A 13,583-nucleotide genomic window follows, 5' to 3' on the forward strand; every position below is an offset into this window, starting at 1 on the left:
CACCTTTCTAGTAAATTAATGCATCAGTTCAATAATCCATAAAATCCAGTAAGCACCTGGTACAAATAGCAGTTGTGCTAATAATGTGCCGAGAAGTCTAGAAATCATTAGCCAACCATACATTTTACTCATAGATTCAGCACCGCTTTCTGATTGTAGAGCACGTTCTGTTAAAAGAGCAATGCGTGGATCGAGTAATACAGTTAATAAAATAGTGGCGAAACCATTTACAAGGCCAGAAGCTGTACTTGCATTTGTTGCATAATCTGGATTTAAAAAAGAAGCGTAAAGGGCTGAAAGTACCCCTGCTGTATAAATAGCAGTAGCAAACATGTTAATAAGCATAATACGCTTTGGAATACCACCGATACGCAGTCTATGAATCATTTCTAACTTTGGAAAACGGACATATTTTTTTGTGTACTTTAATTTTTGAATGTTATTCGTTTTCATCATTCGAATGAAAGAACCGTCTGTTTCAAAGTTTTGAATGACATATCCAAATAATTTTGTCAAAGTTGGATAAAGAATGATCGCGATTAATGTACCGATAGAAGCCGATAATAGTACGAGTCGTATAATATGCTCTAAATTAATAGAAGAATCTAGTTTTGCTTCATCGACAATACCACCGATTAAAAAGGCTTGTAGTAAGTTTGATGTTCTTGAAATAAGTAACACCATTCCTACAACAGACAAGGCAACCGCAATCTTCTTTAAACGTACTCCAGCTAATCGAATACTATAAGAGCTTGTTTCAACTGCGTGGATCACAATTGTGAAAGCCATTATAAAAATTAACGTAATTGACATTTGTTTCACCAGTTTCTATTAAAATAATTGTAACTTTTTTACTGTATCATATCTATCGTATTTTGTAACTGAAAGTATGTGACATATGGAAATTGATTTTTCGAAAAAATAGATAATAATAGTATAATAGGGAGAAGTGGAAGAGGTGTTAGCACTTATTTATACAGCAAATTAAGTGGAGGAATGAAGCATGTATAAAACATTTCTATTTGATTTAGATGGAACTTTAACGGATCCGAAAGAAGGGATTGTAAACTCGGTTTTATATGCATTAAAAAAGTAGGAATTGAAGAAGTACATATAAGTGAGTTAGATTCATTTATAGGTCCTCCTATTCAGCAATCATTCATAGAGAGATATAATATGAGTGAAGGAGAGGTTGAACGTGCTGTTTTTTACTTCCGTGAGTATTTAAAGCAGCGTGGATTGTTTGAAAATAATGTATACGAGGGGATTCTGAAGCTCTTGCAACAATTAAAAAGTTCAGGGAATCGCATATTCGTAGCAACTTCAAAGCCCACTGTATTTGCGAAACAAGTTATAGAGCATTTTCAATTAACGAATTATTTCGAAGACATCATTGGAAGTAATTTAGATGGTACGAGAATAAAAAAAGAAGAAATAATTGCTCATATTTTACAAACACATGAAGAACTAAATAAAGAAGAAATGATAATGATTGGTGATAGAAAGCACGATATAATAGGTGCAAATCAGAATGGAATTGCTTCAATTGGTGTTTTATATGGCTATGGCTGTGAAAAAGAACTGACTGAAGTTAGTGCGACCTACATAGTGAAAGATGTTGAAGAACTGTATCATTTTTGTGTAGAGAAAAATTTAATACAGCAGTAAATATAGATTCTAGCAATCCCTTTATAACGTATGACGATGAATTCGTTTCTGTTTAAAGGGATTTTTCATATGTAATCGAATAATTATAATTAGACATTTTTAGCATAAAAATTTGTATGAATAAGAGGAGGGATGTCAGAATTGAAAGGTTAGTAGAAATTTATCAATAAAATTTAGAATATTCTGTTTAATGGAGGGGTAAAATTGGAGTTAGTTATTATATTATTAGCACTAAGTTTACTTATGTTCGTAGCATACAGAGGTTTTTCTGTTATTTTATTCGCGCCGATATTTGCATTATTTGCAGTATTTTTGACAGAACCTAGTTATGTATTACCTTTCTTTTCTAATATCTTTATGGAGAAAATGGTTGGATTTATAAAATTATATTTTCCTGTGTTTTTATTAGGAGCAATATTTGGAAAAGTAGTGGAAATGTCAGGAATTGCAGATTCTATCGCAAAAACAATTATTGAGTTAGTTGGTGAAAAACGTACTATATTAGCGATTGTATTAATGGGGGCTATTTTAACGTATAGTGGTGTTAGTGTGTATGTAGTAGTGTTTGCTGTTTATCCGTTCGCAGCTAAGTTGTTTCGACAAGCTAATATTCCAAAGCGTTTAATCCCTGGAACGATTGTTCTTGGAGCAGTAACGTTTACAATGGATGCGCTACCTGGATCACCACAAATTCAAAATGTAATACCTACAACATTTTTTAAAACGGATATTTATGCTGCACCGATACTTGGGATTGTAGGAGCAATTTTTGTTCTTACATTAGGTTTACTATATTTAGAGAGTAGACGTAAGAAGGCAAAAGCAGCAGGTGAAGGATATTTTGGTTTTAATGATGGAAATACTGAAATGGCAGCATCTTTGCAAGTAGAACAAAAAAATATGCCATTAATTAATAACATTGAAATCACAAGAGCGCAACAACTTATTGCATTTATACCACTTATTTTAGTAGGTGTAATGAATAAAGTGTTTACTATTATGATACCGAAGTGGTATCCAAGCGGTTTTGATTTTTCTGCAATTGGTATGAAAGCATTTGGAAAAGTAGAATTAAGTGCAGTAGTAGGAATTTGGTCTGTAGAATTGGCACTTATTATAGGGATCTTAACAACGTTATTATTATATTGGAAGCGAGTAGTAACAGGTTTCCAAGCTGGATTGAATACAAGTATTGGTGGAGCGCTACTTGCAACGATGAATACAGGAGCTGAGTTTGGATTCGGTGGTGTCATTGCAGCACTTCCAGGCTTCGCAATTATGAGAGATGGCATCTCTGCTACTTTCACAAATCCGTTAGTGAATGGTGCAGTAACGACGAATATTTTAGCTGGAATTACAGGCTCGGCATCAGGAGGAATGGGAATAGTATTAAGCGCAATGGGAGATAAATTTATTGCAGCGGCCAATCAATTTGATATTCCATTAGAAGTTATGCACCGTATCGTATCAATGGCATCAGGAGGAATGGATACACTACCACATAACGGGGCTATTATTACTATTCTTACAGTAACGGGATTAACACATAAACAGTCATATAAAGATATATTTGCTATTACTATTTTGAAAACGGTTGCTGTATTTTTAGTTATCGCATTCTATACTTTAACAGGACTCTATTAAAAAATTTGAATCGTAAAGATTCATCAAATCGATAATTTATATTATAAAATATTAATTAGGATAAGAAGGGGTGGGGGACTTGCAAGAGGTTTCTGAGTTTCGTATGCCAAAGTCGGTATTATATGGAAGGAATTCGCTTGAAAAACTGGGAGAACAATCAAAAAAGTTAGGGAAAAGAGCTTTTATAGTTACTGATACAATTATGGAGAAATTAGGATATGTTGAAAAGTGTATGCAACAACTAAATAAGAAAGGTATTATTGTTAGCACATATAATAAAGTGGATGCTGAGCCTACAAATATACACGTATTAGAAGCGTTATCTCTTTGTAAAGAGGAAAAGTGCGATTTTATTATCGGTATTGGTGGTGGAAGTTGTATTGATGCTGCGAAAGCGGTAGCGGTTTTATATAAAAATGGTGGAGAAGTTGAGGATTATGTCCAAAAGGATATTGAAATAGAAAACAATTCACTACCACTTATTGCAATTCCAACAACTTCTGGTACTGGTTCGGAAGTTACAAGTGTAGCAGTAATTACGAATAAAAAAACAGATGTAAAAATGATGATGAAGCATCCTAGTTTTATACCGAAAGTAGCAATTATAGATCCAGTTTTGACAAGTTCGTTACCACCACAAATTACGGCAGCAACAGGAATAGATGCGTTATGTCATGCGATTGAAGCTTATATTTCTAAATTTTCACAACCACTTACAGATGTACTTGCTCTTTCAGCTATTGAAAGTATTATGAAATATTTACGTATAGCATATGAAGATGGACATAATATGGAGGCAAGAGAAGCGATGATGATTGCTTCCTTACAAGCTGGAATTGCATTTTCGAATGCATCAGTTACATTAGTTCATGGAATGTCAAGGCCAGTGGGAGCATTATTTCATGTACCGCATGGAATATCAAATGCCATACTATTACCTACAGTGTTAGAGTTTACGAAAACAAGTGCAGTGAAAAGGTTAGCAAAAATTGGACGTAACTTAAATAAGGATTTGTATTCGAATTCTGATGAGGAAGTAGCAGACTACACGATTGGGGAAATAAAAAAGCTTTGCTATGATCTTCGTATTCCAAATTTAAAAGAATACGGTATCGATGAAATTGAATTTGAAAATGCTATCTCTAAAATGGCATCAGATGCAATTGAAAGTGGTAGCCCAGCTAATAACCCACGTGTTCCATCATATGATGAAATCAAAGAGTTGTATCGAGAGTGTTTTAATTATAAGTATAAAGAATTTATAAAAATATCAGATTATTAATTTCAGAATATTCTATAAAAATTTCCTTGGAAATGAAAGTACAATTATTCTATATTATTTACGTTAAAACAAGACTTTATATTCCAAACTTAAAGTCTTGTTTTATTGTGTATAATATACATAATAAAACGTTGTTATTAGTTTTATAAAAAAAGTTTAGGTAGGTGTTTTTATATGAAAACGATAGGTCTTATAGGTGGTATGAGTTGGGAATCAACTTCTGAATATTATCGAATTATTAATGAAGAAATAAAAGAGAGATTAGGAGGGCTACATTCAGCAAAATGTTTGATTAATAGTGTGGATTTTGAAGAGATTGAACGATGTCAGTCTAGCGGAGATTGGGATGGTGCTGGAGAAATTCTAGGGAATGCGGCATATTCATTACAAAAGGGAGGAGCAGACTTTATAATCATTTGTACAAATACAATGCATAAGGTAGTTGGAAAAATAAAGGCCAAAATTGATATTCCAGTCTTACATATTGCTGATGCAACTGCAAAAGAAATTAAAAGAAAAGACATTCAAAAGGTTGGTCTGCTTGGAACTAAATATACAATGGAGCAAGATTTCTATAAGTCACGTATTGAAGAGCATGATATAAAAGTAATAGTACCATCAGAAAAAAATAGAAAAGAAATAAATAAAGTAATATATACAGAATTATGTTTAGGAAAAATAGTATCTCAATCTAGAGAATATTATAAAAGAGTCATCGAAGAGTTAGTGCAAAAAGGAGCACAGGGAATCATATTAGGTTGTACAGAAATAGGGTTATTAATAAAGCAAGAAAACGTATCTGTCCCGATATTTGATACAACTCATATACATGCAATTGAAGCAGTCAAGGTAGCTCTAGATAGAGTATAATTATATTATGTAAACTTTATTCGTATATCTGGAAAACATTCAGAAAATATTTTATAATGTAAGTGGTTACATTTAAGGGGGAATGCGTATGTTTTCAGTTCAACCAATCGCATTTGTACATAATGAAAGAAAGGAAATAAAAGATGATGAGTGGGGAGAAGTAAGATCTCGTATAACTTTAACTGAAATGTATGCAGAAGAGAGTATACAAGGGGTTGAAGATTTTTCTCATATTGAAGTTGTTTTTTATTTTCATAAAGTAACTGACGAGCAAATTCAGTATTTTGCTAGACATCCTAGAAATAATAAGGATTATCCTGAAGTAGGTATTTTTGCACAGCGCGGGAAAAATCGCCCAAATCGTATAGGTGTAACAATTGTAAAGGTGATCAAAAGAGAAGGTAAATCAATTATTGTTGAGGGATTAGATGCTATTGATGGCACTCCTATATTGGATATAAAACCAATAATGAAAGAGTTTATGCTGACAGAAGAAATACACCAGCCTAAATGGGCAACGGATATAATGAGACAGTATTGGAAGGGGAATGGAGTAAAATGAGAATATATGAGGCAACAATTGCAGATTTAGATGGACTAGCATCAGTTTTTAATAACTATCGCATGTTTTATAGGCAAGATTCTGATTTAGAAGGGGCAAAAGTATTTTTACGAAATAGAATTGAGAAAAAAGAGTCTGTTATTTTCGTAGCAGTTGAAGACGGCGAATATATTGGGTTCACGCAACTATATCCATCATTTTCTTCTATTTCAATGAAAGAATTATGGATTTTAAATGATTTATTTGTACAAGCGGCGAAGCGTGGAGCCGGAACAGGTAAAAAATTATTAGAAGCTGCTAAAGAATACGCATTAGAAAATGGAGCAAAAGGTGTAAAGCTGCAAACGGAGATTGATAATTTATCAGCACAACGATTATACGCTGAAAATGGTTATTTGAGAGATAATCGTTATTTCCATTACGAATTAACGTTTTAAAAAATTAAGTTGAAAGAGACATTTTCAAGAAAAAGAATTTCTTTGTAATGAGAAATTCTTTTTTATTTTTGCCTAAATTAAAAAACATGACGAAAATAAAACGATATTTATTTATTGTTAAACAATAAATGTTGTGATAAAATTATGTTGCCATTAAATAAGTGAGGTATTGTAAATGAATCTTAAACGAAGTTTAACAACGTTCTTAAAAGTAATTATTTTTCTTGCTGGAATTTCAGTACTTGCTTTATGCATATTTTTAGTGCCGGAAATGGCGAATTTCGCAGCAAATTTGTATCCTAATATTGCTCCGATGAAATATCTTGTTTTCATTGTGATGTATGGAGCAGCTGTGCCTTTTTACGTTGCTCTTTATCAGGCTTTCAATCTTTTACAGTACATTGATGAGAACACAGCATTCTCGGAATTATCAGTAAAGGCGTTAAAGAATATAAAGCGCTGTGCAATTACAATCAGTGGTTTGTATGTATTAAGTTTGCCACTTTTTCATTTTATAGCGAAAAAAATGGACCCTCCTATTGGGCTAGTGGGACTCATTATCGTTTTTGCTTCGCTCGTTATCGCCGTTTTTGCTGCTATCCTCCAACGACTTCTACAAGAGGCAATTAACATAAAATCAGAAAATGATTTGACGGTCTGAGGTGGCGGATATGACAATCATTATTAATATTGACGTCATGTTAGCAAAACGAAAAATGAGTGTAACGGAGCTTTCGGAGAAGGTTGGAATTACGATGGCGAATCTTTCTATTTTGAAAAATGGGAAAGCAAAAGCGGTTCGTTTTTCAACATTAGAAGCGATATGTAAAGCTTTGGAGTGTCAGCCAGGGGATGTTTTGGAGTATAAAAACGATGAGAATACTCAATAAAAACAGATAACAAATGTAAATAATAGAAGTCAATAAAGAAGGGATAGCCACTAAGCTATTCCTTCTTTACGTTAATTGCTGTTACTAATAAAAAATATAATTTGAATTGCAATGTTTGCGTATCAAAAGGGAACTTGCTACCTTTTGAGGTGATCCGTTTTGTGGAAGACAATTATTTGCCAAAAAGGCTATTTAAACTATGTTTTAAATTATTTCGAGTGAATCAAAAACTTCATTTGTATTATAGTTGATTTAAAACCCAGTTCGTTGCATCTTCAAAGTTATCTGCAATGTAGTTTGGTTCAATATGTGCCCATTTGTCTCGGTACGTATGCAAAGCATCATACCCAGCGCCTGTTCGGACTAGAATCGTAGTCGCATTTACTTTTGCTCCTGCAACAATATCAGTCCAGCGATCACCAACTACAGCACATTGTGTTAAATTAAGTCCATGTTTTTTTGCTGCTTTAAGCAGCATGCCTGTACTTGGTTTACGGCATTCACAACCATCACCGTGTTTATGAGGACATACATAAATATCATCAAAACCGAAGCCTTCTAATTCTTGTACAAAATCGGCTACAGTTGCAATTCCATCTGCGATACCAGGTTGATTTGTGAAAGAGAAAATTTTTATATTTTTAGCTTTTAGTTTTTGCAAGGATGTTTTTGTGAATGGAAATAATGAAAAAGATCCTGGATAATGTATTGTAGTGTCACCACCAATTGTACCGTCACGATCAATGAAAATTGCTTTAATGTTTGTCATAGTTATAGTCCCTTCAATTTATAAGTAGTTTAAAAATGTTTTACAAATCTGTAGCCATTTACTTCATATCCTAATTTTTTGTAAAAAGGATGAGCTTCTACTCTTTTTGTTCCACTAACTAGCCATGTGCCAATGCAATTATGTTTCTTTGCTAATTGCTCGGCATAATCCATCAACACTTGTCCAATGCCTTTCCGTCGTATGTTAGAATCAACGCTAATAATTGAAATCTCTCCATAACGTGTTACATCTTCTAAATTTTCACGTATACGAAATCCAAGTAATCCAAATATAGCTTCTTCTTCCTCGTAAACATATAAAAAATCAAACGGACTCATTTGTACGAATTGTAATCGGTTGTTCATATCTTCATAGGAAATAGAGGAACCTTTTAATTCTTTCGTTAAAGAACAAAGTGCGTCTATATCATCTATCGTTGCTTCACGAATTTGAAAAGACATATTATCCACTCCAATAAAATGTAATCAAACATTTAATATTCTGTTAAAAAATGTTTTTTCCTGCTATGAAAATAAATATTTTATAATGATATATAGATAGTTATATGTTATTCTTTTCCTTGATTGTATTAGAAATGGAAAGAAGGGGAATGCATGTTAAAAGTAAATATCCGCTCAGCTGGATATGAAATAGGCGAAAAAATAATTCATGATATAGCTTTTTCTATCGAAAAAGGTGAACTAGTTGCTCTTATTGGAGCAAATGGTGCTGGGAAGAGTACGACGATTAAAACGATACTCGGATTACTTGTAAATATGGACGGTGAAATATCATTCGGTGAAAAGAAAAATCCGTATGCATACGTACCAGAACATCCAACATACTATGATTACTTGACGCTCTGGGAACATATTGAATTATTAATGGCAGCTCGTGGAAGTGAAATGGGAAGTTGGGAAGAACGAGCGGAACAATTATTACATACTTTTCGAATGAATAAGCATAAACATGAGTATTTATCAAAGTTTTCAAAAGGCATGAAACAAAAATCGATGCTAATATTGGCGTTTTTAACTGAGCCAGATTTTTATATCATTGACGAACCTTTTATCGGTTTAGATCCGGTAGCTACGAAAGAGTTTTTAAATTATTTATATAAAGAAAAAGAGCGCGGGGCAGGAATTTTACTTTGTACGCACGTATTAGATACTGCTGAAAAAATTTGTGAAAGATTTTTACTCATTTCACAAGGTACATTAGTCGCAGATGGACATTTAGAATCTATTCAAATATTAGCGGAAATGCCGGGTAGTTCATTATTAGACTGCTTTGATGTAATTGTAAGGCGTGAACAACATGATTAAACAACAATTTTATAAGAGATTACGCCATGAACTTGAGCGGAAATGGAAGTCTATACGTTCGGTAACAGATTGGACAGTCGCATTATATATTATTATTCCAGCACTTATATTTATGAGAATCTATTATCGATCGCTATGGATAAATGAATTATCAACGGAAGAGACGATTTATTTCGGATTAGGATTACTCGCATTTTATCTAGTAACATATCCAAGAGGAGTTCGTTCATTTTTTGAGCAAGCGGATAGTTTATTTTTAATTTCGTATGCAACACATATGCGAAAATTAGTCCAGTATGGCATGATGTACACATTTGTTCGAATAGTGATAACGAATATAATAGTAGTCGTTATTATGTTACCGGTGTTGATGAAAAGTATCGAAGTAACAGAGATACAAGTCCTATTATTTTGGGTATTCTTTACTATATTTCGATTTATGTTGTCGTTGTTAACGAGATTTGTTCATGTACATGTGGGGAAACGATGGGTTTTATGGATTGTAAAAAATGTAGTATTTTCTATGAGCGTGTCCTTTTTTGGAATTAGTTTATTTTTTATTTATAAAAATCCGTTGTATTCAATTTTATTTATCGGTCTAGTAATTTTCTTAAGTAGTGTATTAGTAAAAGAGAAAATGAATTATAAAAAGTTCTTTTTTAAAGAAATCGAGAAAGAAAAGGAGGAAAGCATGCGCTGGACGAGCGGAATTATGCAAGTTGGTGGTCATGCGGCTAAACCGAGTAGTTCGAATAAAAAACCGTGGATGTTTCCGCGCTCTAAAAGACTTTTAGGGAAAAAAGCTGATTCTCGTATTGTCGAATCTTTTTTGAAAGAATTTTTCCGTACAAGTACTGCACGAATATTTTATATTCAAATTGTATGTATCAGTACTGCAAGTATAATTATGACTCCAAGGTGGATTGCAGCTATTGTTCTCGTATTTGCTGTAGTTGCAATTTCTCGCTATGCACGTGATTATTGGAATGAATTTACGAATAAGATGTTTCTTCGTTTATATTGTGATGAAGGGAAATTACTATTGTTAAGATGGAAGGCAGATCGTTATTTACTACTACCAGCAATACTTTTATATGGAATAGTTATACTTTCACAGTTTTATTTATTGCCAGCTGTGGTAGGCAGCGTTGTTTTTATTTTATTAATTGTATGGATTGTATTTCTACCATTAAAAAAGAGCCATTGACGGCTCTTTTTCTAGTCTGTAACACATTGATAAATAAAATATACTAAAACGAGTATGCTTGCGGCGGAATACATGACATCTAAAGTCATTCAAGTGCCTCCTCAATATCGTGGTATTAATATTGTATGAAATCTTACAATTTCATATTCAAGTGAAAAATATGTGAACGTTAACAAAATTGTAAAGTGCAAAAATTACAATCATTTTGTATAATAGAAGAAACCACCGTTATATAAAAAATAATGAGTGAAAGGGGAGGGAACATAAATGCCAAATTGGTTTAGAAAAACCTTAGTCGCATTAATTACCGTATTTACATTTGGTTTAGTGACGCCTCCTTCCATATTGCTTGATAATGCCAAAGCTGCGGACAAGCCTACGAGCACAGCTGGGCAACAAAGTTTGGAGAGTACGTCCTATACATATGAAGAAACGAATGACAGGTTAACCACCGATACTTTTATTACTTATGCGATGCAAGAAGCAGAGAAGCAGTCGATGCAAAAGTTTGGTACTAAAATTGGTCCAGTAATTGAAGATGAATTTAAAGATGTAATATTACCAAAGATTGAAGAGGCAATTGCTGAGCTTGCTAGTGATGTACCAGAAGATTCACTACAATCATTAGCGATTTCTCAAAAACCAGCTGGTGGGAATAATGAAAAGATTTTTCATGTCTACGATACGAAATCAGGAAATGATTTATTGCGTTTCCATGTAAGAAGAGATCATCCACCGCAAGATGGTTATTATTTTAATTTCCATTATCATCGTTTTGATGATGGATACTCAGGACATCATGAGTTAGGAAATATTTATTGGAATACGAATGTACCGCCGAAATGGCTTTCTTAAAAAGAACAAGAGAAAATCTTGTTCTTTTTTATTTTTATAGAAGGGACAGACAACCATGTTGTTGAATAACATAGGTTTAGAAAAAAGAAGCAAAGGGAGTATGGGAATGCAAAAATATATTGTTTTTGACTTTGATGGCACATTAGTAGATTCACAAAATATATTTGTACCAATTTATAATCAAATTGCTGAAAAGCACGGATATAAAACGGTAAGAGAAGAAGAAATTGAGTATTTACGCAAGTTAACGATGGCGGAGAGATGTAAACAACTCGATGTACCACTGTATAAATTACCGATATTAGCGCTGGAGTTTTATAAATTGTATCAACCTGCTATAAAAGATCTTATTTTGTTCCATGGGATGAAGGAAGTATTAGATGAACTACATAAAAAAGGCTACGGAATTGCAGTCATATCATCGAACTCAGAAGAGCATATTCGGGCGTTTTTACAAAAGAATGATATAGAAAATATACAAGAAGTGTATTGTTCTAAAAATTTGTTCGGTAAAGACAAGATGATAAAAAGATTTTTAAAATCGAAAAAGATAACAGAGAAAGATATGTTATATGTCGGTGATGAACAGCGAGACGTAGCAGCGTGTAAAAAGGCTGGAGTGAACGTAATTTGGGTATCTTGGGGATATGATGTTATTGAAACAGTGAAAAAAGATGCACCAGATTACATGGTTCATAAGCCGATGGAAATTGTGCAAGTAGTACAAGGAGCGTATTCTTAATATGAATACACTGCGAGCAGGCATTCATCATATTGAATTTTGGGTAGCAAATTTAGAGGAGTCCATTTCTTTTTATAATAAGTTGTTTTCCATAATTGGGTGGAGAAAGTTAAATGAAGTAGCATATAGCACAGGAGAAAGTGAAATATACTTTAAAGAAGTAGATGAGGAAATTGTAAGGACGTTAGGGCCTAGACATATTTGTTATCAAGCTATTCATAGAGAAGTAGTTGATGAAGTAGCAGATTTTCTTTCTAGTACGAAAGTGAAGGTAATACGTGGTCCAATTGAAATGAATCATTATTCGGAAGGTTACTATACGATTGATTTTTACGATCCGAATGGATTTATTGTAGAAGTTGCCTATACACCAAATGCAGAAATGTAAGGGGAATAGATATGAAGATAATTACAGCACGGCAAAGCAATATACAAATAGTAAAAGATGCAGCGAATATTGAAGAAATTTCTAAAGGTTTCTCTCCAGATAAGAAATATATAATTACGAATGCAAATAATGAAAAATATTTATTTCGGACAGGCGATATAAAAGAGTATGAAAGAAAGAAAATAGAGTTTCAAATTTTAAATGAAATGGTAAAACGTAACGTACAGGCACAAAGGCCAATTGAAATAGGTATATTGGAAGAAGAAGGTGTATGCTATAGTATTTTTTCATATTTAGAAGGGGAAGATGCGAAGAAGCTATTGCCTACGTATTCACCAAAAGAACAATATGATATTGGTATAGAGGCAGGAAAAGATTTAGCAAAAATGCATACATATGAAGCTCCTAATAATATACTTCCATGGTATGAAAGAGCTATGAAAAAACATAGTAAATATGTAGAGGCATATAAAACATGCGGAATAAACATAAAAAATGATGATAAAATCATAAAGTTTATTGAAGAAAATGAAATATATTTAAAGAACCGCCCGAATCGATTTCAACACGATGATTTTCACTTAGAAAATATAATTGTACGTGATGCGAGATATGTAGGTGTTGTTGATTTTAATGGCTACGACTGGGGCGACCCAATTCATGATTTCGTAAAAATTGCACTGTTTGCAAGGGATATTAGTATTCCGTATTCAATCGGACAAATAGAAGGATATTTTAATGGGAGAATACCAGAGGAGTTCTGGAATTTATATGCGGTGTACGTTGGCATGACAGTTTTCTCCTCAGTTGTCTGGACATTACTAGCAGCGCCGCATATGTTAGATGATATGTTAGAGCGTCTTACTATAGTTTTAGAGGATCATAATAACTTTGAGTTATCGAAGCCAATTTGGTTTCAACCAGATAAGATTGATATGACATAG

Annotated in this window: 16 protein-coding genes and 1 pseudogene; 14 read left to right on the forward strand and 3 right to left on the reverse strand. The window is 33.1% G+C overall.

Annotated elements, in window-relative coordinates; all coding sequences use genetic code 11:
* Positions 1 to 15: 15 nt before the first annotated feature.
* Entirely contained in the window at positions 16 to 813 is a 798-nt protein-coding gene (locus ES895_RS08420) for a lipid II flippase Amj family protein (protein ID WP_000028915.1), read from the reverse strand.
* Between the two features lie 190 nt (positions 814 to 1,003).
* On the opposite strand from ES895_RS08420, the pseudogene ES895_RS08425 reads away from it, so the two are divergent.
* The 8 genes and pseudogenes from ES895_RS08425 to ES895_RS08460 all read left to right on the forward strand — a co-directional run bounded on the left by ES895_RS08425 (position 1,004) and on the right by ES895_RS08460 (position 7,353).
* Positions 1,004 to 1,668, forward strand: a pseudogene (locus ES895_RS08425) (HAD family hydrolase).
* A 204-nt stretch (positions 1,669 to 1,872) separates the two neighbouring features.
* A complete protein-coding gene (locus ES895_RS08430; RefSeq protein ID WP_000424327.1) occupies positions 1,873 to 3,312 on the forward strand; it encodes a GntP family permease in 1,440 nt (479 codons plus the stop codon).
* 79 nt (positions 3,313 to 3,391) lie between these two features.
* Positions 3,392 to 4,594 (forward strand): iron-containing alcohol dehydrogenase, encoded by a 1,203-nt coding sequence (locus ES895_RS08435; RefSeq protein ID WP_098318249.1) that lies wholly within the window; start codon positions 3,392 to 3,394, stop codon positions 4,592 to 4,594.
* Between the two features lie 174 nt (positions 4,595 to 4,768).
* A complete protein-coding gene (locus ES895_RS08440; protein ID WP_000848569.1) occupies positions 4,769 to 5,464 on the forward strand; it encodes an aspartate/glutamate racemase family protein in 696 nt (231 codons plus the stop codon).
* A gap of 88 nt (positions 5,465 to 5,552) precedes the next feature.
* A complete protein-coding gene (locus ES895_RS08445) occupies positions 5,553 to 6,026 on the forward strand; it encodes an SAM-dependent methyltransferase (RefSeq protein WP_135238289.1) in 474 nt (157 codons plus the stop codon).
* On the forward strand, positions 6,023 to 6,463 hold the full coding sequence (locus ES895_RS08450; RefSeq protein WP_001223866.1) for a GNAT family N-acetyltransferase: 441 nt from the start codon (positions 6,023 to 6,025) through the stop codon (positions 6,461 to 6,463). Before ES895_RS08445 ends, ES895_RS08450 begins: the two co-directional genes overlap by 4 nt.
* Before the next feature lie 175 nt (positions 6,464 to 6,638).
* Complete coding sequence (locus ES895_RS08455; RefSeq protein WP_135238290.1) at positions 6,639 to 7,124, forward strand: DUF2975 domain-containing protein; 486 nt, start codon at positions 6,639 to 6,641, stop codon at positions 7,122 to 7,124.
* 10 nt (positions 7,125 to 7,134) lie between these two features.
* Positions 7,135 to 7,353 carry a helix-turn-helix domain-containing protein gene (locus ES895_RS08460; RefSeq protein ID WP_000152535.1) on the forward strand — a complete coding sequence of 73 codons (219 nt, stop codon included), beginning with the start codon at positions 7,135 to 7,137 and terminating at the stop codon, positions 7,351 to 7,353.
* Between the two features lie 241 nt (positions 7,354 to 7,594).
* On the opposite strand, the gene ES895_RS08465 is transcribed toward ES895_RS08460, so the two are convergent.
* Entirely contained in the window at positions 7,595 to 8,122 is a 528-nt protein-coding gene (locus ES895_RS08465; RefSeq protein ID WP_000181772.1) for an HAD-IIIA family hydrolase, read from the reverse strand.
* A gap of 29 nt (positions 8,123 to 8,151) precedes the next feature.
* Complete coding sequence (locus ES895_RS08470) at positions 8,152 to 8,583, reverse strand: GNAT family N-acetyltransferase (protein WP_000009776.1); 432 nt, start codon at positions 8,581 to 8,583, stop codon at positions 8,152 to 8,154.
* 153 nt (positions 8,584 to 8,736) lie between these two features.
* Here ES895_RS08470 and ES895_RS08475 point away from each other — a divergent pair, with 153 nt between their 5' ends.
* The 6 genes from ES895_RS08475 to ES895_RS08500 all read left to right on the forward strand — a co-directional run bounded on the left by ES895_RS08475 (position 8,737) and on the right by ES895_RS08500 (position 13,583).
* A complete protein-coding gene (locus ES895_RS08475) occupies positions 8,737 to 9,447 on the forward strand; it encodes an ABC transporter ATP-binding protein (protein WP_000921904.1) in 711 nt (236 codons plus the stop codon).
* Complete coding sequence (locus ES895_RS08480) at positions 9,440 to 10,654, forward strand: ABC transporter permease (RefSeq protein ID WP_135238291.1); 1,215 nt, start codon at positions 9,440 to 9,442, stop codon at positions 10,652 to 10,654. Before ES895_RS08475 ends, ES895_RS08480 begins: the two co-directional genes overlap by 8 nt.
* Before the next feature lie 267 nt (positions 10,655 to 10,921).
* Complete coding sequence (locus tag ES895_RS08485) at positions 10,922 to 11,509, forward strand: YpjP family protein (RefSeq protein ID WP_001134421.1); 588 nt, start codon at positions 10,922 to 10,924, stop codon at positions 11,507 to 11,509.
* Positions 11,510 to 11,615: 106 nt separating this feature from the next.
* Complete coding sequence (locus ES895_RS08490; protein ID WP_001987851.1) at positions 11,616 to 12,251, forward strand: HAD family hydrolase; 636 nt, start codon at positions 11,616 to 11,618, stop codon at positions 12,249 to 12,251.
* 1 nt (position 12,252) lies between these two features.
* A complete protein-coding gene (locus ES895_RS08495; RefSeq protein WP_001094668.1) occupies positions 12,253 to 12,639 on the forward strand; it encodes a VOC family protein in 387 nt (128 codons plus the stop codon).
* An 11-nt stretch (positions 12,640 to 12,650) separates the two neighbouring features.
* Positions 12,651 to 13,583: an aminoglycoside phosphotransferase family protein gene (locus ES895_RS08500; RefSeq protein ID WP_000692080.1), complete on the forward strand. Its 933-nt coding sequence runs from the start codon at positions 12,651 to 12,653 to the stop codon at positions 13,581 to 13,583.

Source organism: Bacillus sp. 007/AIA-02/001 (assembly GCF_004634455.1).
Classification (GTDB): domain Bacteria; phylum Bacillota; class Bacilli; order Bacillales; family Bacillaceae_G; genus Bacillus_A; species Bacillus_A cereus.